The organism is Thioalkalivibrio halophilus, assembly GCF_001995255.1.
Taxonomy (GTDB): domain Bacteria; phylum Pseudomonadota; class Gammaproteobacteria; order Ectothiorhodospirales; family Ectothiorhodospiraceae; genus Thioalkalivibrio; species Thioalkalivibrio halophilus.
This window is the reverse complement of sequence record NZ_MUZR01000051.1, coordinates 35,001-54,790: the sequence shown is the minus strand read 5'-3', so window position 1 is coordinate 54,790 and position 19,790 is coordinate 35,001. Positions and strand designations below refer to the sequence as shown.

Genomic DNA, 19,790 nt, shown 5'->3' with positions numbered 1-19,790 from the left:
CCCCTGCCCCGGCGCTTGACAGCCTCGCGGGGCTTGCCTGAAATGGAGCCAGCCCACCCCTGACCGCAGGTCGCCCCGTTGCAAGAAATCCCGCTGTCCGTCCTGTTCGGCGCGCTGGTCGTGCTGTTCCTGCTGTCGGCCTTCTTCTCCGGGTCGGAGACGGCACTGATGGCGCTGAACCGCTACCGCATGCGGCATCGCGCCCAGACCGGGCACCGCGGGGCGGCGGATGCCGCACACCTTCTGGAACAACCGGACCGGCTGATCGGGCTGATCCTGCTGGGCAACAACTTCGTCAACATCCTGATCGCCCAGATCGCCACCATCATCGGCTGGCGGCTGTTCGGCGACACCGGGGTGGCCATCGCCACCGGCATACTGACCCTGACCCTGCTGATCTTCGCCGAGACCGCGCCCAAGACCCTGGCGGCCCTGCACAGCGAGCGGGTCGCCTACCCCGCGGCACGAATCTACCGCATCCTGATGCGGGTGCTGTGGCCGGTGGTATGGCTCATCAACCTGCTGGCCAACAATTTCCTGCGGCTGTTCGGGGTGCCGGTGGATGCCCGCCAGCGCTCGGCCCTCAATGCGGACGAGCTGCGCAGCGTGGTCTCCGAGGCGGGCTCGCTGATCCCTCCGAACCACCGCCGCATGCTGCTCAACCTGCTGGATCTGGAGCGGGCCACGGTCGAGGACATCATGATCCCGCGTAACGAGATCGTGGTGCTGGACCTGACCGAGCCGTGGAACGAGGTCCTGGATCAGCTGCTGCACGGCAGTTTCACACGGCTGCCGGTGGTGGAGGGCGAGCTGGACCGAGTGCTGGGCTTTCTTCACCTGCGCGACGTCCTGCCGCTGATCGAGCGTGACGAATTCGGCCCCGAGGCGCTGCGCCAGGTGGTGACGGCACCCTGTTTCATTCCCGAAGGGACGCCGCTGAACCGCCAGCTGATCAACTTCCAGCAGCAGCGTCGACGGATCGGGCTGGTAGTGGATGAATATGGTGACATCCAGGGCCTGATCACCCTGGAGGACCTGCTGGAGGACATCGTCGGCGAATTCACCACCGACTCGCCAACCATGAGCGACGATATCCTGTTCCAGGAAGACGGCGCGGCGATGGTCGACGGCGGCATCCACCTGCGCGAGCTCAACCGGCTGCTGGCCCTGGATCTGCCACTGGACGGCCCGCGCACCCTCAGCGGCCTGATCGTGGAGCACCTGGAGAGCATCCCGGAAGCCCCGGTCAGCGTGCGCATCAACGGCGTGGTGATGGACATCGTACAGATCAAGAACAACACCATCCGCACCGTGCGCATCCCGCCCGAACACCACAGCCCGACCACCCCGGAAGACTGACATGGCCCGCAGCAAGACTCAGTACATCTGCCGCGCCTGCGGCGCGACCTCGCCCAAATGGGCCGGCCAGTGCGGGGAATGCGGCGCCTGGAACACCCTCGAGGAGGCCGCGCCGGTCGCCTCCGCCGGGCCGCGCGGCGGCGGCTATGCCGGCGAGAGCGCACGCATCACCCGGCTGGGCGAGGTCGAGACGGGCGAGCTGCCGCGCACCTCCACCGGGATCTCCGAACTCGACCGCGCGCTGGGCGGCGGCCTGGTCACCGGCTCGGTGATCCTGATCGGGGGCGATCCCGGCATCGGCAAGTCGACCCTGCTGCTGCAGACCCTGGCCGCCCTGCCGGCGGAGCAGACCCTGTATGTGACCGGCGAGGAGTCGGCCCAGCAGGTGAGCATGCGCGGGCAGCGCCTGGGGCTGGAAGTGGACGGCCTGCGCCTGCTGACCGAGACACAGGTCGAAAACATCATTGCCACCTGCGAAAGCGAACGCCCCGGGGTGCTGGTGATCGACTCGATCCAGACCCTGTTCACCGCGGCCTCGCAGTCGGCCCCGGGCTCGGTCAGCCAGGTGCGCGATGCCGCCGCGGCGCTGGTGCGGCTCGCCAAGCAGCGCGGCATCACCGTGATCCTGGTCGGCCACGTGACCAAGGACGGGCAGCTGGCCGGCCCGCGCATCCTCGAACACATGGTCGACACCGTGCTGTACTTCGAGGGCGATCCGGACGGGCGCTACCGCATGCTGCGGGCGGTCAAGAACCGCTTCGGCGCGGTCAACGAGCTGGGCGTGTTCGCGATGCTGGAGACCGGCCTCAAACCGGTCTCCAACCCCTCGGCGATCTTCCTGTCACGCCACGAGAACCCGGTGCCCGGCAGCGTAGTGATGGTCACCCGCGAAGGTACGCGCCCGCTGCTGGTGGAGGTCCAGGCCCTGGTCGCCGAGAGCCACGCCTCGCAGCCGCGACGCATCACCGTGGGCCTGGAGCAGAACCGCCTGACCATGCTGCTGGCGGTGCTGCACCGCCATGGCGGCGTCGCCCTGTTCGACCAGGACGTGTTCATCAACGTGGTCGGCGGCGTACGCGTGACCGAAACCGCCGCCGACCTGCCGATGCTGGCCGCCGCACTCTCCAGCCTGCGGGACCGGCCCCTGCCGCAGGAACTGCTGGCCTTCGGCGAGGTGGGCCTGGCAGGCGAGATCCGCCCGGTCCCCAACGGCGAGGAACGCCTGCGCGAGGCCGCCAAGCACGGCTACACCCGCGCCATCGCCCCCGCCGCCAACGCCCCGCGCAAGCCAATCAAGGGCATGGAGGTAGTCGCCGTCTCACGCCTGGGCGAGGTCCTCGACGCGCTGTAGTCGAGCCCGGGCCGCCTCCCGTGCAGTGCCTACCCCCGGCCCCACCGCTGGTGGATCTTGTGGCGCCGCAAGCCTCCCACCCCTTCCACCTTCGCCCGATCATGTGCCTGATGTGTGCAGCGATGTCGGTTCATGAGCCGCTAACGCCCGCCATCACCGGTGACAAAACCAGAGCGAAGCGGAGGTTTTGGCATCCGGTGCATGGCCTGGTTAGCTATCGATCCTCGTGCAAGCGACCTTCCACATATTTATGAAGGATGCTGGCAACAAGTGTTTGGTAGGGAATACCTTCCGCCAGGGCTTTCTTCTGGAGCCCCCGAAGATCCTTGGAAGAAAGCCTGATGTTAATACGGGCATCTTTTTTGAACATGGCCTCGGCGTATTGTTGATGCCGCAGTTTCCTGTCTTCACTGTCTGGCGACCTCTGCAGCTCTCCTGCATCGAATGCATCCAGAACTTCCTGCTCTTCTTTATCCAGCCTACTCATTTTGGACCTCCCAAATAGGTTTTGGTCGCTTTCCGGCTCGGGATGATCGTTTTCAGAAAAACCTCATCCTCTGACTCCACAAAGGGCACCAAATACGCATACCCCTCAATCTCAATCACATGAATTTGTTGCCCCGGATATCGCTCCTGATTCGAATGCTCGAACGTATCCAAGATGCCTCCAACCGAGATATGCAAAACCACATCCTCGAAAGAGACGTTCCTTTCTGCTTGGAGAAGCTTGTTCTTCTCTGGGTTCCATGTGATAGGTTTCATAGGTCAAAGTTTAGCACACTATGTGCTTTTTGTACTCACTAGCTAACGCAAAGCTAACCGGCGCGAGGTACGAGCGTCCGGTTGAGCGTTTTGTTAAGGGCGCTCCGAAAGCGAAAACGACACCCTGTAGTACCGGACATCAACATGATCAATCATTTCTAGCGCATAGCTAAGTCTCTGATCTTCCTCGCAGCAAATTACAAGCCCTCGTATCCTCTGGCCTTCTTGCGCAAGGTTCTTTTTGACCCATCCCATGTAGCGCATGATTTGCCCTACCACCTGATCCGAAGGGCGTCCCTTTTTGAGCTCAATAACCACCAGAGAGTTGCTGCGGCGGTCTTCCGCAAGAATATCAATCGAACCAATGTCCGTGGTGTACTGCTGCCCAGTATTACCGTCCTCGTCTACATATACCTGGAGCTCACCCTTAAATATTCCTGAAAAATTGGAGACGATAAATTCCTCGAGGTACTTTTCCAGAACAAACTCTGCTTGATTCTCGTAAGTCTCTCCCTCCTCGCTCTTGGCGAGTTCGAGCCCCGACCCCTCGACGAGATTCTGGAATTGAGTTTCATCAATTTCTGCCAGAGTAGGCATGGGAAACACTACTGCACCAAAGTCTTTGTTTCTGGGTTCTTGGTGCCATGTCACAGGAAGGAAAAGCCGGTGATCTACATCAGGGTTTTTCCCAGTCTCGTAGAATGCTTTCTCTCGGACTGTGCCTACGGCTGCGAGCATCTTTCTTCCACGCCGGGCTATAACGACATCGCCCGACTCTATCTCGTTGCAAAATGACCACACCATATTAGTGATCAAGCCTTTGGTCTGCTGCGGCTTCTCAGGGTAGTGGTCGGCCACGACCTCTGCCAGCTCGCCTCGACTCATGCCGGAAACATCACCGAACTGAGACCAACCAATTGAGATGACTTCATTTTCGACATCAAAGCGCCACACCTTCTCGAAGAAGTCAGCTGGTTGAGAATCTATGGGGGCAATCACCCAATAACGTGGCATCTGATCTCCTTTGTCTGGTATGGGCCCTTAACGCCGAAGCTAAGCGGCAGGCCCGCCGGAGGCGGGGCTGTCCGCTTGAGCGTCTTGTTGGGTGACAATCCCGCGAGAGCTAAGGAATGCACGCAGCTCATAGAACTGGCGAAAGCAAAGCTCAGTGACATCAGTAAGCTTGCCCTCATGCTCGATATAGTGTTTGGCGCCCATACGCACTACGACACCCTTTGAAGCAGCTCGCTCTTCTTGGATTAAACGTGGCGTTTTGCGGAGGTCGAAGTTAACCGCGTTACCCGGTGGCGGAATGTAGCCAGAATGATCAATGCCGACATGCTTCTCGTGAATGGTGATGTTGCGAACACCCTGGCCACCTAGTAGCGCCGAGCGGGTGGCCTTGTATGCCTTGACTGCCTCAACACCCGCAATTGGCTTTGCCTGCTCAAGAGCTGAATAAAGAGAGTTGAGGACAGCACTGAGCAAGTAGGAGACTTCCATCGCTGGCGTTGCACCGCTCGTAAGCGGGCGCTTTCTATTTTCTAGAGCATCCAATAGCTCCAGAAAAAAGCTGGCTTCAGCGAGTTTGTCGGCACTGCTCATCTTGTCACCCAACAGCAGATTAGACAGAATCTGTAATATTGGTGATATACAGAGTCTGTATATCACCTGATCCTCGCGGCACCGCCCCTTCCTCTGGTGGCTTCTGCTCCGACAGTTTAGCCATGGTGGGATCATGGCTAAACCGTGAGGTGAGCTCATGGCGACAGGGATCCGTGCCGGAAGGGGGCGCTGATTGCGGGAAGGACACCGGGAGGCGCGTTTTTTCAAGGGGTTAAGGTAAAGTGGGCTCACCGGTAATCGGTGCGGACGGAACGGTTGATCACTCGGTTCCCCGGGCCTCGTCTGGCGGGACTCGTGGCGGAGGGCATTGCCGGTCACCTCACCATGGAGGGGCAGATATTGTCGATGCAAGGTCGGCAGCCCGTCAGACGGTCGATGCTATACGGATTCTGTATAACATCGTGAAGCCAGAACGGACGGCAGCGCCCCACCGGTCAGCGCAACGGCGGGAGGCCCGGGTAAATCCCTGAAACCCCGGGGCGAGCCGGAACCTGCCGGACCGCGGATCCACGTGGCCTGCACACAAAAAAGGCGCCCGGAGGCGCCTTTTTCACTGCTGCGTGCGGGAATCCGCGCGTCAGTTCACGGCGTCGAGATCCGCCGCCAGCGATTCGCGCATGCCCTCGGGCACGGCGTCCACGCGGTGGTTGTAGTTCTCGTGCTCCACGCCGGCGGCGATGGCCGCGCCGGACTTGACCGCCGACACCATCGCCGGCGTCAGCTCGAAGCGCAGGAAGTGCACCGACGAGGTCTTGTCTTCGGTCTCGCGGTCGAGGTCTTCATTGGCGATCGGGTAGACCTTGTCGTGGCCTTCCACCTGCACCCAGGTCGCACGCTCGATGCCGATCAGCTTCGACAGCTGCACCTTGCGCTCGTCCGCGTCGGGGAATTCGACCATCATGGTCGCCTTCCAGTTGGAGCCGTCCGGGATCAGCGGGTTGTAGGCACCCAGTTCGTCCTCGATGCCCTCGCGGTCGAAGATCTTCTCGACCCGCAGCATCTCCTGGACCTGGTACTGCATGGTCATGCGGTCTTCGAAGTGCAGGGTGACCGCAGGACCGATCTGCAGCACGCGGTGGCGCTTGTGCTCCATCACGTCGCGGCGGAATTTGGGCCGTACCTCGGAATACTGTTCCAGGGAATACAGGTCGTCACGGCTGAGCTTGTCCACGTTTTCCTCCGTTACCATGTTCTCACCTCCTCGAGCACCGGGAGCCACATCACCCGCGCGGGGGGCATCAGTGGTCGTGATGCTGGCTTTTGTCGGTGTAGTCCTTGTCGGACCAGAGATTGTCTTTGAGTTCGCGATCGAACACCGGGTTCCGGCGCCGGATCCATTCCAGCACCATCGCGGCATGTTCGATCTCCTCGTCGCGGTTGTGCGCGAGGATCGCCTTCAGTTCGTCGTCCTTGCAGGCGTCGATGCGCTGCTGATACCAGTCCACCGCCTCGAGCTCTTCCATCAGCGAGGAAATGGCGCGGTGCATCTCGCGCGATTCGTCGCTCAGTTCCGCAACGGGTTCGTGATAGCTGTCGCTGGCCATGAAGACTCCCCTCCTTAGTGTCGTTACAGGCCGTAGGCCTGGCGCAGCAGGGTCAGCGGGTGCTCGGGTGCCTTGTCCTCGCCCTTGCCCTGCAGTCCGTTCTCGATCATGTGTCCGGCCATCGGGCAGTCACTGGAGAAGTGGTCCGCCTCGGCCTTCTGCACCCGGTTCACCACGGGCCGGCAGATCTTGCTGGCCGTCTCGTAGAATTCGCTCTTCACGCCATAGGTACCGTCATGCCCGGAACAGCGCTCGACGGTCTCGATCTCGGTGTCCGGCACCAGCTTGAGCAGATCGCGGGTCTTCAGGCCCATGTTCTGCACGCGCAGATGGCAGGCGGCGTGATAGGCGATCTTGCCCAGCTTTTCCGGGAAGTCGGTGTTCAGCTTGCCGTCCTTGTGGCGCTCCATCAGGTACTCGAACGGGTCGAAGATGCGATCGCGTACCGTGGCCACGTCCTGCTCGTCGGGGAACATCAGCGGCAGTTCCTGCTTGTACATCAGCACGCAGGACGGGACCGGGGCGACGATGTCGTAGCCCTGGTCGATCATCTTCTTCATCGCGGGGATGTTCGCGTCCTTGGAGGCCTCCACGGACTCCAGATCGCCCAGCTCGAGCTTGGGCATGCCGCAGCACTGCTCCTTCTCGACCAGCGTGACCTCGATGCCGTTGTGTTCGAAGACCTTGACCAGATCCTCGACCAGGTGCGGCTCGTTGTAGTTGCCGTAGCAGGTGGCATACAGCGCGACCCGGCCCTGAGTGGTGCCGGCCGGCTCCGGGTTGCTCACCCCGCCGGCCACCTTCGCCACGCGCGAACGGCCCTTGTTCGAGTGATACTCGGGCACCGGGGCGTCCGGGTGCACACCGACGGTCTTGTCCAGCAGCTTGCGCACCGTTGCGTTCTTGTTGGCCGCGTTGACCGCGCCGGCCACCACCGGAATGCCCGCCAGCTTGCCCACCGTGTCGGTACTGGAGAGCAGTTTGTGCGAGGTCTTCGCACCCTCGTTCTGGAACCGGAATGCCTTGGCCCGCAGCATCAGGTGCGGGAAATCCACGTTCCACTCGTGCGGCGGGACGTAGGGGCACTTGGTCAGGTAGCACAGGTCGCACAGGTAGCAGTGATCCACCACCTGCCAGAAATCTTTCTTGTCGACCCCGTCGACTTCCATGGTCTCGGATTCGTCGACCAGATCGAACAGCGTGGGGAATGAATGACACAGACTGACGCAGCGCCGGCAGCCGTGGCAGATGTCGAAGACGCGCTCGAGCTCGCTGAACAACGATTCCTCGTTGTAGAACTCGGGGTTCTTCCAGTCCAGTGGATGGCGGGTCGGGGCTTCGAGACTGCCTTCACGTTGATGGGTCGGCGCAGACATTCATCCCTCCGGATGTTCTGATTGTTCTGTTCTTGCAGACAAGACGGGGCCGGCTGAACCGGCCCCGCTGCGGGACACGAGCCGCGACGATCAGTCGTCCAGCTGGTCCAGCGCCTTCTGGAAGCGGTTGGCGTGGGACCGCTCCGCCTTGGCCAGGGTTTCGAACCAGTCGGCGACTTCGTCGAAGCCCTCGTCACGCGCGGTCTTGGCCATGCCCGGGTACATGTCGGTGTACTCGTGGGTCTCGCCGGCGACCGCCGTCTTCAGGTTCGCGTCGGTGGAACCGAACTCCAGGCCGGTGGCCGGATCGCCGCAGCTCTCGAGATACTCGAGGTGGCCGTGGGCGTGGCCGGTTTCACCTTCGGCGGTGGAACGGAACACGGTGGCGACGTCGTTGTAGCCTTCCACGTCCGCCTTGGAAGCGAAGTACAGATAGCGACGGTTCGCCATCGATTCGCCGGCAAAGGCTTCCTTCAGGGCTTCTTCGGTCTTGCTGCCTTTCAGATCCATGATGTCTCTCCTTCTTCGTATGGGTTCTACACAGACACAACGAGCGAGTGTCGCATCGAGTGCAGAGGGTGATTTAGACTCTGTCTAAACCGTAGCGCAAATGTATGCCCTGCCCCCGGCCCTGTCAACCTGCCCCCGTGCTTTTCACGCACGCGCGGATCCGGTACTTTGGCCGTTTTTGCAGCCGACAATCGCCATGTCCGACGAGACTCCCGATCCCGCACCCGGAACCCCGGCCGACTTCGAAGCCAGCCTGGAGGCCCTGGAGACCCTGGTGGCCCGCATGGAGTCGGGCGAGCTGGGTCTGGAACAGTCGCTGGAAGAGTTCCAGCAGGGCATGCAGCTGGTCGATCGCTGCCAGCGGGCCCTCGACGAGGCCCAGCGGCGCATGGAAGCCCTGACCACCGAAACCTCCGGCAACCCGGAAGCCGCCAGCGGGACCCCGCCCGCGACGGATGACGATGACCCGGTGCCCTTCTGATCCGGACCCGCGGACGCCCGACGTGACAGCCACCACCTCGCCCGAACAGGCCATCCCCGCGTATCAGGAACGCATCGAGGGGGTCCTGGACCGAGCCCTCGATCCGGCCGGCGCGCCCGACGCCCGGCTGATCGAGGCAATGCGCTATGCCACGCTCTCCGGCGGCAAGCGCCTGCGCCCGCTGCTGGTGTATGCCACCGGCGAGGCCCTGGGGGCCCCGCAGGACGCGCTGGATGCCGCAGCCGCGGCGGTGGAGATGATCCACGTCTACTCGCTCATCCACGACGACCTTCCGGCGATGGATGACGACGATCTGCGGCGCGGGCGCCCGACCTGTCATCGGGCCTACGACGAAGCCACCGCGATCCTCGCCGGCGACGCCCTGCAGGCGCAGGCCTTTGTCACGCTGTCGAGCGGGACGGCGGCACTGCCGGCCGGGCGCGCCCCAGTCATGCTGCAGGAACTGGCCCGCGCCGCCGGCCTGCAGGGCATGGCCGGGGGCCAGGCCATCGATCTGGGAGCCTGCGGCGGGCGCCTGGACCTGCCGGGTCTGGAGGGCATGCACCGGCTGAAAACCGGCGCCCTGATCCGCGCCTCGGTTCGCCTGGGCGGGCTGGCCGGCGGCGCCGACGACGCCCTGCTGACGCGCCTGACCGACTACGCCGAATGTATCGGCCTGGCCTTCCAGATCCGCGACGACATCCTGGACGTCGAGGGCGACCCGGAGACCCTGGGCAAGGCCTGCGGAGCGGATGCGCGCCTGGACAAGTCGACCTTCCCCGCGCTGATGGGCCTGGAAGCCTCGCGCGAACGCGCGGTGGCGCTGGTCGACCAGGCACTCGAGGCGCTGCAACCCCTGGATGCGGAGGCCGATTTGCTTCGCCATCTCGCGCGTTACATTGTCGACCGCATCCACTGAGCCGGTGCCCTCCGCGATGCAAGCCACCCCCCTCCTCGATGCCATCGAGTGGCCATCCGATCTGCGCGCCCGACCGGGCGCCGAACTGCCGGAGATTGCCCGGGAGCTGCGCACCTTTCTGATCGACAGTGTCTCGCGCACCGGCGGACATCTGGCCGCCAACCTCGGGACGGTGGAACTGGCGATCGCCCTGCACTACGCCTTTGATACCCCGGACGACCGGATCGTCTGGGACGTGGGGCACCAGGCCTATGCGCACAAGATCCTGACCGGACGGCGCGAGGCCATGGCGACCCTGCGCCAGCACGGCGGACTGGCGGGCTTCCCCAAGCGCGCGGAGAGCGAATACGACGCCTTCGGCGCCGGGCATTCCAGCACCTCCATCAGCGCCGCCGCGGGCATGGCCCTGGCCGCCCGCCACGCAGGCCTCGACCGGCGCCACGTGGCGGTGATCGGCGACGGCGCGATGACCGCCGGGATGGCCTTCGAGGCGCTCAACCACATCGGCGAGCTGGACTGCAACCTGCTGGTCATCCTCAACGACAACGACATGTCCATCTCGCCCAACGTGGGCGCGATGAACCAGTACTTCACCCGGCTGCTGTCGGGGCGCCTGTACAGTTCGATGCGCGAGGGCTCCAAGCGCATGCTGGAGTTCGTGCCGCCGATGAAGGCGTTCGCCCAGCGCGCCGAGGAGCACATGAAGGGCATGCTGGTGCCCGGCACGCTGTTCGAAGAGCTCGGTTTTCGCTACTTCGGCCCGGTCGACGGTCACGATGTCAGCGGTCTGGCCGGCATCCTCAAGAACCTGCGCGGCGGGCACGGACCGCAGCTGCTGCACGTCGTCACCCGCAAGGGCCAGGGCTATGCCCCGGCCGAAGAGGACCCCTGCCGCTATCACGGTGTGTCCAAGTTCGAACCGGAGAACGGTCTCGCCCCCTCCGGTCCGAAGGCACCGACCTACACCGACGTCTTCAGCCAGTGGCTGTGCGACCAGGCGGCGGCCGACGAGCGCCTGCTGGGCATCACCCCGGCGATGCGCGAGGGTTCGGGCCTGGTCGCCTTCTCCGAACAGTACCCGCAGCGCTACTTCGACGTCGGCATCGCCGAGCAGCACGCAGTGACCCTGGCGGCCGGCATGGCCTGCGAGGGCCAGCACCCGGTGGTCGCGATCTACTCGACCTTCCTGCAGCGGGCCATGGACCAGGTCATCCATGATGTCGCCCTGCAGGATCTGCCGGTGCTGTTCGCCATCGACCGGGCCGGCATCGTCGGCGCCGACGGCCCCACCCATGCCGGTACCTTCGACATCGCCCTGCTGCGCAGCGTACCCAACCTTCTGCTGATGGCCCCGGCCGACGAGGCCGAATGCCGCCGCATGCTGGCGACCGGCTTTGCCTGGAACGGTCCGGCCGCGGTGCGCTATCCGCGCGGCAGCGGCCCGGGCACGGATCCGGGCGACCGTCTGGATCCGCTGCCGGTGGGCGAGGCCGAGATCCGTCGCGAGGCGGGCGCGGCCGGTGCGGGGGAACGCATCGCCATCCTGTCCTTCGGCGCCCTGCTGGATACGGCGCTGGAGGCCGGCGAAGCCCTGGATGCGACGGTCGTCAACATGCGCTTCGTCAAGCCGCTGGACACCGCCTGCCTGGCCCGCCTGGCGGCGGAACACGACCGCCTGGTGACGCTGGAGGATCATGCCCGCGCCGGCGGCGCCGGCAGCGCGGTCCTGGAGTGGCTGTCGGCGGAGGGGCTCGACATCCCCTGCCAGACCCTCGGCATCCCCGACCGCTTCACCGAACACGGGCCGCGCGAGACCATCCTCGCCGAATGCGGTCTCGATACCGCCGGCGTGCTGGCAGCGATTCGCCACGCGGCCGGGCAGGAGAATTGCGCCGCACCGGGCGGCCGGCTAGGCTTTGCAGGCTGACAGCCATCTCCCGGCCCGCCGGCCGACCGCTTCCGGAATCCGAACATGAGTGCCCGCTATACCCTGCGCGTCCTGACCGACTTCGCCTCCGCGCACACCCTGCGCGATTATCCGGGGCAGTGCGCGAACATGCACGGCCACAACTGGAAGGTGGAAGCCGAGGTCGAGGCCGAAACCCTGGACGACACCGGGATGGCGGTGGATTTCAAGGTGGTCAAGAATGCCGCGCGCGAGATCGCGGGGCAGCTGGATCATCGCTACCTCAACGACGTGCCGCCGTTCGACACCGTCAATCCCACCGCGGAGAACATCGCCCGCTGGTTCTTCCGCGAGTTGGCGGAACGCCTGAACCGCCCCGGGCTGCGCGTCAGCAGCCTGACCCTGTGGGAGACCGACCGCGCCTGCGTGCGCTACAGCGAGGACGGCTAGCCAGACACCGCACTCGCTCCACCAACCCCTGCGCCACCTACAGGTTGTTGGAAGCGTAATCCGCCAGCCGCGAACGCTCGCCGCGGGTGAGCGTGATGTGCCCGCTGTGCGTCCATTCACGGAAGCGGTCCACCACGTAGGTCAGCCCCGAGGTGGTCTCGGTGAGATACGGGGTATCGATCTGCGCGATGTTGCCGAGCGCGACGATCTTGGTCCCCGGCCCGGCACGGGTGATCAGCGTCTTCATCTGCTTGCTGGTGAGGTTCTGCGCCTCGTCCAGGATGATGTAGCGGCTGAGGAAGGTACGCCCGCGCATGAAGTTGAGCGAGCGAATCTTGATGCGGCTGGTGAGGATGTCCCCGCTGGCCGCCCGGCCCCATTCCCCGGCCCCTTCGGTGTTGCCGCCGAGGACCTCGAGATTGTCCATCAGGGCCCCCATCCAGGGGGTCATCTTCTCCTCTTCGGTACCCGGCAGGAAGCCGATGTCCTCGCCCACCGGCACCGTCACCCGGGTCATGATGATTTCCTTGTAGGTCCCGTCCTCGAGCGTCTGCGCCAGGCCGGCCGCCAGGGTCAGCAGGGTCTTGCCCGTCCCCGCCGCTCCCACCAGCGAGACGAAATCGACCTCCGGATCCATCAGCAGGTTCAGCGCCAGGTTCTGCTCGCGGTTGCGGGCATTGATGCCCCAGACGGTGTGCCGGGGATTCATGTAGTCGTCCACCAGCTCGATCACGGCGCTCTCGGCCGGCCGATCCACCTCCAGCACGATGGCACTCAGGGGCTGCTCGCCCTCGCGATAGACGAACTGGTTGGGATGCCATTCCGCAACCAGCGGCCCCTTCACCCGGTAATAGGTCCGGCCGGCCTCCTGCCAGGAATCCATCGCCGCGCCGTGGGTGTCCCAGAAGTCCCCGGGCAGCTCCTGCATCCCCGAGTACAACAGAGAAACGTCATCCAGCACCTGGTCGTTGTGATAATCCTCCGCATGCAGGCCGATCACCGCAGCCTTGATGCGCAGGTTGATGTCCTTGGACACCAGGGTCACCCGGACATCCGGGAGCTCCTCTTCCAGCGCCCGTGCGGTGCTGAGGATATCGTTGTCGGCCGAAGAGCCCGGCAGCGACTCGGGCAAATGCGAATTCAGGCTGCGGGTCTGGAAAAACAGCCGGCCATGGCCGCCGAGATCGGAGTCCTCCAGCGACGTCGCGGTCAGCGAAAGCCCGGCGACAATCGCCTCGTGGGTAGCCCCGGTCATCAGCTCGTCGATGAACCGGCTCACCTGACGCACGTTGCGCGCCACCTCGGAGACCCCCTTCTTGCCCCGGTCCAGCTCTTCCAGGACCACCATCGGCAGGAAGATGTCGTGCTCCTTGAAACGGAACAGCGCGGTGGGGTCGTGCATCAGGACATTGGTGTCCAGCACGAACAGATGGCGGCCGGGTTCGCGGTCTTCGATCATCGGGCCTCCGGGGCGCACGGGCGGGACACGAAAGCGCGCCGCACGTCAGGCCGCATGCTCGCGCACCGCGGCGAGCACCTCGTCCACGTGGCCGGGGACCTTCACCTTGCGCCATTCCCGGCGCAGCACGCCGTCCGCGTCGATCAGGAACGTGGAGCGCTCCACTCCCCGCACCTGCTTGCCGTACATGTTTTTCATGCCAATGACGTCGAAGGCCTCGCACAGGCGCTCGTCCGCATCGCTGAGCAGGTCGAACGGCAGCTCCTGCTTGCTGCGGAAATTCTCGTGGCTCTTCACGCTGTCGCGCGAGCACCCGAGGATCACCGCCCCCGCTGCCTCGAAATCGGCCAGGCGCTCGGCGAAGTCCCGGCTTTCGTTGGTGCATCCCGGGGTGTTGTCCTTGGGATAGAAATAAAGCACTACGATACGCCCGCGGAAATCCTCCAGCGCCAGCTCCTGGTCGCCGGTGGCCGGCAGGCGGATATCGGCAGGTACGGGCTGATCGATCGCAACCGTCATTCTCGTGTCTCCGGTCGGGGACGGGGCGGCATTCAGGCCTTGATCGGCTCCAGCACCCCGTCGAGATTGAGTTCGTCGCAGAAGTCCATGAATTCGCCCCGCAGCGTCGCCAGATGCTGCGCGGCCGGGATGTCGATCACGATGTTCGCCGCGAACATGCGGGCGCCTGTCTGCTGCGCCGTGTAGACGCGACTTTGTACATCCCGCAGGTTGACGCCCCGCGTGGCGAAGAAGTTCGCCAGGCCGTGCAGCAGCCCCGGGGCATCCAGGGCGATGACGTCCACGGCATAGGCCATGGCGGCCTCTCCGGCCTCCTCCAGCGGCCCGCGACGCGCGGTCACCACCAGCCCGCTCTCGCGTTCCAGACGTTCCAGCCGCCCTTCCAGGGTCGCCAGGGTCTTCCAGTTTCCGCTGGCGGTCACCGCCATGCAGGCGTAGCCGGAAAGCACCACCATGCGACTGGCTTCCAGATTGCAACCGGATTCGGCAACGTGCTGGGTCACCTGAGTCACCAGGCCCGGCCGGTCCGGCCCCAGCAGGCTCAGCACCAGCTCGGTGTGCGTACCGGCCCCGACGACCTCAGCCACGGGCCCGGCCTCCTGCGACCGGCGAGCAGGATGGCGAACAGCAATGGCGCATCGCGTGGATCATGATGCCGGAACATATCACCTCCCCGGGTACAGGCCAACGCGGCGCTTTCTTGAATGCCCTGTCAGTCCCCCGTTAGACTGCACCATTACTTGTCCTGGAGGGGGCGATGTTTCAAGGCAGCATGGTCGCGCTCGCGACCCCGATGCACGCCGATGGCAGCCTGGACTGGCCAGCGCTGGATCGGCTGCTGGAATTCCATGTCGAGTCGGGTACCGACGCCATCGTCGCCGTGGGCACCACCGGCGAATCGGCCACCCTCGATTTCGACGAACACTGCGAGGCCATCGCGCACGTCGTGCGCACCATCGATGGCCGGCTCCCGGTCATTGCCGGAACCGGAGCCAACTCCACCCGCGAGGCCATCGCCCTGACCCGGTGCGCGAAGGAAGCCGGTGCCGATGCCTGCCTGCTGGTCGCCCCCTACTACAACAAGCCCACCCAGGAAGGCCTGTATCTTCATCACAAGGCCATCGCCGAGGCGGTGGACATCCCGCAGATCCTGTACAACGTGCCCGGTCGGACGGCGGTCGACATCCTGCCCGAAACGGTCGAACGCCTTGCCGCGGTGCCCAACATCGTGGGCATCAAGGAAGCCACCGGAAGCAACGAGCGCACCGCCGAACTGGTCGAACGTGTCGGCAGCCGCCTGGACCTGTTCAGCGGCGAGGATGCCAACGGACTTGCCTTCATGCTGGCCGGTGGCCACGGCGTCATCTCGGTCACGGCGAACGTCGCGCCGCGTCTGATGTCGGAGATGTGCCGAGCGGTACGCGAAGGCGATGCCGAACGAGCCCGCGAGATCAACCGCCAGCTGGACGGGCTGCACTCGGCCCTGTTCCTGGAAGCCAACCCGATCCCGGTCAAATGGGCGCTGCAGCAGATGGGCATGATGGAAGAAGGCATCCGCCTCCCGCTGACACCGCTTTCGGCTCCGTTTCACGCCCCGGTTCTGGACGCCATGCGCCAGGCCGGCATCGAGGTATGAACCGTTCATGACCCGTTTTTCGTCCTTTTCCGCTCGTACTACCGTACGCGCTTACCTGCCCGCGGCGCTGCCGCTGGCCGTCGCCCTTGCCCTGGGTACCGCCGGCTGCGCCGGTACCGATGACGGTGGCCCTGTTTATCAGGAATCCCGTCAGGCCCCTGACCTCGAGGTTCCGCCCGAGCTCAGCGCCCCCGACAGCCGCGACGGCTACCGCGTCCCCGACGCGCCGGGAGAACGCGTCAGCGCCCGCGAGATGCAGCAGCCCGATACCCGACAGACCGGCACACCGGGTGGAACGGGCGCCCTGGCGCCGCGCGCCGGCGAGGTCCAGGTCCTGCCCGAAGACAGCGACGTACAGATCTGGCGTGACGGCGATACGCGCTGGCTGACGGTCGATACCGCCCCGGACGCCCTGTGGAATCGTCTGGCCGCGTTCTGGGACAGCCAGAACCTGCCGCTGGAACGCAACGAGCCGGAAGTCGGCATCATGGAAACCCAGTGGGCCGAAGACCGCGCCGGTATCCCGTTCAGCGGCAGCCGCGGCTTCATCGCCCGGACCATTGGCGGTCTCTACGACTCGAACACCCGTGACCGGTACCGCCTGCGCGTGGAACGCGAGGAAGACGGTCGCACCGCGGTCTACATCACCCATCGGGGGGCCGAAGAACAGCCCGTGGGCGAAGAACGCTTCCTCTGGGTTTCCCGCCCCTCCGATCCGGAGCTGGAGGCGGAAATGCTCAATCGCCTGCGCCTGTTCCTGCTCACCGGCGACCCCGGCGAAGGCGGTCAGCGCGCCGACGAATCGGAGGTCCAGCGGGTGCCGGGCGCACGCATCGAGAATGTCGGCGACGAACTGGTTCTTCGCTTTGACAGCGACGCGGACCAGGTATGGCGGCACCTCGGCACGCGCCTCGACCGTTCCGGCCTCCTCGTCGACGAACGCGACCGCCGCAGCGGGGTGCACGAAGTCACCTATCGCCCGGACAGCGCCGACGAAGACGAAGGTGGCTTCTTCAGCCGCCTGTTCGGTCGCGGTGACCGCCGCGCAGACACGCGCTACCGGATCGAACTCTCCGCGGACAACGGCCAGTCCCTCCTGCGTGCACGGGACATCGACGGCGAACCGCTGGACGAGGACGACACCCGGTTCCTCCTCGAAAAGATCGAGGAAGGCTTTCGCCGCTGACCGCCGAGCACCGGCACTGTCGGCATGCTGCGATACTGTTCTCTTGGAAGCGGAAGCGGCGGAAACGCACTGGTCGTGCGGGCCCGCCATACCTGCATCATGATCGACTGCGGCTTCTCCGCGCAGGAGGCCGAACGTCGGCTCGCGCGCGCCGGCCTGCAGCCCGACCAGCTCAACGCACTCCTGATCACGCACGAGCACGGTGACCATATCGGTGCCGCCGGCGCGTTCTCCCGACGCCACGGAATCCCCGTATACGCTTCCCACGGCACCATCCGTGCCGCCCGTGACAATCGCTTCCCCAGCACCCTGGAAATCACCAGCGACTCGCCGATCGAGATCCGCGACCTGCGGGTGATTCCGTTCACCGTCCCGCATGACTCGCGGGAACCCACGCAGTTCACGTTGTCCGATGGCGACCGCGAGCTGGCACTAATGACCGATGCCGGCCATGTCACGCCCCACATGGTCGAGATCGCCGCCCGGGCCGACGGCCTCCTGCTCGAATGCAACCACGAGCCGGATATGCTCCAGGCCGGCCCGTACCCCGAGCGTCTCAAGGAGCGCATTCGCGGAGGATGGGGCCACCTCCCCAACCACGCGGCGCGTGACCTGCTCCGGCGGGCCGACAACCGAAAGCTGCGCTCCCTGATCGGGATGCACCTGTCCAGCGACAACAACCATCCCGACCACGCCCGGAAAGCGCTTGCAGAGGGCGTCGGCGCGGCCGCAGCCGAAATGGAACTCGCCACCCAGGAAGAAGGGTTCAGCTGGCGCGAGCTCTAGGGAGCCGCAGCCCGCTGGCTGCCGAGGGCTACTTGCGCGATTCGCGGAGGAAATACAGCCCGCCAAGGATCATCACTACGCCCACCACCGTCGCGAACCACCCACCAAACCCGCCATCCTCACGGGGAGCGATCGGCGAGAAATGGACCTGCTGCCCCAGCAGCGCATACGCCCCCACGGCAATAAGCACCAGGCCCACGATCACCAGCCCACCATCCGTCCGCTTGTTCGCCACCGCATACCTCCCGCCGGCCGTCCGGCGTCTCACCACCACAAAAACAGGCACAAAAAAAGCCCGACCCCTCGCAAGAGGAATCGGGCTTTCGGTGTAAATGCCTGGCGGTGACCTACTCTCACGAGGGGAGGCCCCTAACTACCATCGGCGCAGAGCAGTTTCACTTCCGAGTTCGGGATGGGATCGGGTGGTTCCTGCTCGCTATAGCCGCCAGGCAAACTGGCTGGACAGCGCTCACTGTCCAAATTCGGAATGCAACTAGGTGATGTGTCAGAAGAGACCAACAACCATTTGGGTGTTATATGGTCAAGCCGCACGGGCAATTAGTACTGGTTAGCTTCACGCGTTACCGCGCTTCCACACCCAGCCTATCAACGTTGTCGTCTTCAACGGCCCTTCAGGGAGCTCGAAGCTCCAGGGAGATCTCATCTCCAGGTGGGTTTCCCGCTTAGATGCTTTCAGCGGTTATCCCTTCCGCACTTAGCTACCCGGCAATGCCACTGGCGTGACAACCGGAACACCAGAGGTGCGTCCATCCCGGTCCTCTCGTACTAGGGACAGATCCTGTCAAATCTCCGACGCCCACGGCAGATAGGGACCGAACTGTCTCACGACGTTCTAAACCCAGCTCGCGTACCACTTTAAATGGCGAACAGCCATACCCTTGGGACCTGCTTCAGCCCCAGGATGTGATGAGCCGACATCGAGGTGCCAAACACTGCCGTCGATATGGACTCTTGGGCAGTATCAGCCTGTTATCCCCGGAGTACCTTTTATCCGTTGAGCGATGGCCCTTCCATACAGAACCACCGGATCACTAAGACCTGCTTTCGCACCTGCTCGACGTGTCTGTCTCGCAGTCAAGCACCCTTATGCCTTTGCACTCGTCGCGCGATTTCCGACCGCGCTGAGGGTACCTTCGCACTCCTCCGTTACTCTTTGGGAGGAGACCGCCCCAGTCAAACTACCCACCACACACGGTCCTCGACCCGGATAACGGGCCTGAGTTAGAACTCCAAACTTGCAAGGGTGGTATTTCAAGGATGGCTCCACCGAGACTGGCGTCCCGGTTTCAAAGCCTCCCACCTATCCTACACAAACAAGCTCAAAGTTCAGTGTGAAGCTGTAGTAAAGGTTCACGGGGTCTTTCCGTCTGGCCGCGGGTACACAGCATCTTCACTGCGATTTCAATTTCACTGAGTCTCGGGTGGAGACAGCGCCGCCATCGTTACGCCATTCGTGCAGGTCGGAACTTACCCGACAAGGAATTTCGCTACCTTAGGACCGTTATAGTTACGGCCGCCGTTTACCGGGGCTTCGATCAAGGGCTTCGCCGAAGCTAACCCCATCAATTAACCTTCCGGCACCGGGCAGGCGTCACACCCTATACGTCCTCTTTCGAGTTAGCAGAGTGCTGTGTTTTTAGTAAACAGTCGCAGCGGCCTGGTCTCTGCGACCTCGAACAGCTCGGGGAGCGAGTCCCGTCACCATCCGAGGCGTACCTTCTCCCGAAGTTACGGTACCATTTTGCCTAGTTCCTTCACCCGAGTTTCCTCAAGCGCCTTGGGATTCTCACCCTGCCCACCTGTGTCGGTTTGGAGTACGGTCTCACGTTAACTGAAGCTTAGAGGCTTTTCCTGGAAGCAGGGCATCAGTGACTTCGCTCCCTTGGGAGCTCGTCATCA

General features: G+C 64.1%; 20 protein-coding genes and 2 rRNA genes (1 of these 22 only partly in view). 9 read left to right on the top strand and 13 right to left on the bottom strand.

From position 1 onward, the window contains the following. Positions 1–78: 78 nt before the first annotated feature. Both B1A74_RS11525 and radA read left to right on the top strand, forming a co-directional pair. The gene (locus B1A74_RS11525; RefSeq protein WP_018946576.1) at positions 79–1,359 is read left to right on the top strand and encodes an HlyC/CorC family transporter; all 1,281 of its coding nucleotides are present in this window, start codon (positions 79–81) and stop codon (positions 1,357–1,359) included. Between the two features lies 1 nt (position 1,360). Next, the gene (gene radA / locus B1A74_RS11520) at positions 1,361–2,710 is read left to right on the top strand and encodes a DNA repair protein RadA (protein ID WP_018946577.1); all 1,350 of its coding nucleotides are present in this window, start codon (positions 1,361–1,363) and stop codon (positions 2,708–2,710) included. A 214-nt stretch (positions 2,711–2,924) separates the two neighbouring features. Here radA and B1A74_RS11515 read toward each other — a convergent pair whose 3' ends face one another. From B1A74_RS11515 to B1A74_RS11485, 7 genes are all read right to left on the bottom strand, one after another. Next, positions 2,925–3,197 carry an antitoxin gene (locus tag B1A74_RS11515; RefSeq protein WP_077244722.1) on the bottom strand — a complete coding sequence of 91 codons (273 nt, stop codon included), beginning with the start codon at positions 3,195–3,197 and terminating at the stop codon, positions 2,925–2,927. A 368-nt stretch (positions 3,198–3,565) separates the two neighbouring features. Continuing rightward, positions 3,566–4,486, bottom strand: a complete 921-nt coding sequence (locus B1A74_RS11505) for an endonuclease NucS domain-containing protein (protein ID WP_077244720.1) — start codon at positions 4,484–4,486, stop codon at positions 3,566–3,568. A gap of 39 nt (positions 4,487–4,525) precedes the next feature. Next, entirely contained in the window at positions 4,526–5,077 is a 552-nt protein-coding gene (locus B1A74_RS14215; RefSeq protein ID WP_143592258.1) for a hypothetical protein, read from the bottom strand. Positions 5,078–5,675: 598 nt separating this feature from the next. Beyond that, a complete protein-coding gene (locus tag B1A74_RS11500; protein WP_077244719.1) occupies positions 5,676–6,287 on the bottom strand; it encodes a DUF3501 family protein in 612 nt (203 codons plus the stop codon). A gap of 49 nt (positions 6,288–6,336) precedes the next feature. Then, positions 6,337–6,642 (bottom strand): encapsulin-associated ferritin-like protein, encoded by a 306-nt coding sequence (locus B1A74_RS11495; RefSeq protein WP_018946580.1) that lies wholly within the window; start codon positions 6,640–6,642, stop codon positions 6,337–6,339. 23 nt (positions 6,643–6,665) lie between these two features. Beyond that, positions 6,666–8,018 (bottom strand): heterodisulfide reductase-related iron-sulfur binding cluster, encoded by a 1,353-nt coding sequence (locus B1A74_RS11490; protein WP_018946581.1) that lies wholly within the window; start codon positions 8,016–8,018, stop codon positions 6,666–6,668. A 90-nt stretch (positions 8,019–8,108) separates the two neighbouring features. Further along, the gene (locus B1A74_RS11485) at positions 8,109–8,528 is read right to left on the bottom strand and encodes a rubrerythrin family protein (RefSeq protein ID WP_018946582.1); all 420 of its coding nucleotides are present in this window, start codon (positions 8,526–8,528) and stop codon (positions 8,109–8,111) included. A 196-nt stretch (positions 8,529–8,724) separates the two neighbouring features. On the opposite strand from B1A74_RS11485, the gene xseB reads away from it, so the two are divergent. Genes xseB through queD form a run of 4 tightly spaced genes read left to right on the top strand, consistent with a single transcriptional unit; the run spans position 8,725 to position 12,284 of the window. Continuing rightward, positions 8,725–9,009: an exodeoxyribonuclease VII small subunit gene (gene xseB, locus B1A74_RS11480; protein WP_018870616.1), complete on the top strand. Its 285-nt coding sequence runs from the start codon at positions 8,725–8,727 to the stop codon at positions 9,007–9,009. A gap of 22 nt (positions 9,010–9,031) precedes the next feature. Next, entirely contained in the window at positions 9,032–9,928 is an 897-nt protein-coding gene (ispA, locus tag B1A74_RS11475; RefSeq protein WP_018946583.1) for a (2E,6E)-farnesyl diphosphate synthase, read from the top strand. Between the two features lie 16 nt (positions 9,929–9,944). Then, positions 9,945–11,855 carry a 1-deoxy-D-xylulose-5-phosphate synthase gene (gene dxs / locus B1A74_RS11470; protein ID WP_077244718.1) on the top strand — a complete coding sequence of 637 codons (1,911 nt, stop codon included), beginning with the start codon at positions 9,945–9,947 and terminating at the stop codon, positions 11,853–11,855. Between the two features lie 45 nt (positions 11,856–11,900). Continuing rightward, complete coding sequence (gene queD, locus B1A74_RS11465) at positions 11,901–12,284, top strand: 6-carboxytetrahydropterin synthase QueD (RefSeq protein ID WP_077244717.1); 384 nt, start codon at positions 11,901–11,903, stop codon at positions 12,282–12,284. Between the two features lie 37 nt (positions 12,285–12,321). On the opposite strand, the gene B1A74_RS11460 is transcribed toward queD, so the two are convergent. The 3 genes from B1A74_RS11460 to B1A74_RS11450 are packed head-to-tail and all read right to left on the bottom strand — an operon-like array spanning position 12,322 to position 14,849. Then, positions 12,322–13,743, bottom strand: coding sequence for a PhoH family protein (locus tag B1A74_RS11460; RefSeq protein WP_019590803.1), 1,422 nt, complete (start codon positions 13,741–13,743; stop codon positions 12,322–12,324). A gap of 45 nt (positions 13,744–13,788) precedes the next feature. After that, a complete protein-coding gene (locus tag B1A74_RS11455; protein ID WP_077244716.1) occupies positions 13,789–14,262 on the bottom strand; it encodes a peroxiredoxin in 474 nt (157 codons plus the stop codon). Between the two features lie 32 nt (positions 14,263–14,294). Next, the gene (locus B1A74_RS11450) at positions 14,295–14,849 is read right to left on the bottom strand and encodes a glycine cleavage system transcriptional repressor (protein ID WP_018870622.1); all 555 of its coding nucleotides are present in this window, start codon (positions 14,847–14,849) and stop codon (positions 14,295–14,297) included. 170 nt (positions 14,850–15,019) lie between these two features. Between B1A74_RS11450 and dapA the strand changes: the two genes are divergently transcribed. Genes dapA through B1A74_RS11435 form a run of 3 tightly spaced genes read left to right on the top strand, consistent with a single transcriptional unit; the run spans position 15,020 to position 17,870 of the window. After that, on the top strand, positions 15,020–15,898 hold the full coding sequence (dapA, locus tag B1A74_RS11445) for a 4-hydroxy-tetrahydrodipicolinate synthase (RefSeq protein WP_019590805.1): 879 nt from the start codon (positions 15,020–15,022) through the stop codon (positions 15,896–15,898). A 7-nt stretch (positions 15,899–15,905) separates the two neighbouring features. Next, positions 15,906–17,084: an outer membrane protein assembly factor BamC gene (gene bamC, locus B1A74_RS11440; protein ID WP_077244715.1), complete on the top strand. Its 1,179-nt coding sequence runs from the start codon at positions 15,906–15,908 to the stop codon at positions 17,082–17,084. A 24-nt stretch (positions 17,085–17,108) separates the two neighbouring features. Further along, positions 17,109–17,870 carry an MBL fold metallo-hydrolase gene (locus tag B1A74_RS11435; protein ID WP_077244714.1) on the top strand — a complete coding sequence of 254 codons (762 nt, stop codon included), beginning with the start codon at positions 17,109–17,111 and terminating at the stop codon, positions 17,868–17,870. A 28-nt stretch (positions 17,871–17,898) separates the two neighbouring features. Here the strand turns inward: B1A74_RS11435 and B1A74_RS11430 are convergent, their stop codons facing one another. From B1A74_RS11430 to B1A74_RS11420, 3 genes are all read right to left on the bottom strand, one after another. Next, positions 17,899–18,105 (bottom strand): hypothetical protein, encoded by a 207-nt coding sequence (locus B1A74_RS11430; protein WP_018946592.1) that lies wholly within the window; start codon positions 18,103–18,105, stop codon positions 17,899–17,901. A 99-nt stretch (positions 18,106–18,204) separates the two neighbouring features. Continuing rightward, positions 18,205–18,320: ribosomal RNA gene (gene rrf, locus B1A74_RS11425) — 5S ribosomal RNA — on the bottom strand. A gap of 87 nt (positions 18,321–18,407) precedes the next feature. Further along, positions 18,408–19,790: ribosomal RNA gene (locus B1A74_RS11420) — 23S ribosomal RNA — on the bottom strand (it continues 1,495 nt past the right edge of the window).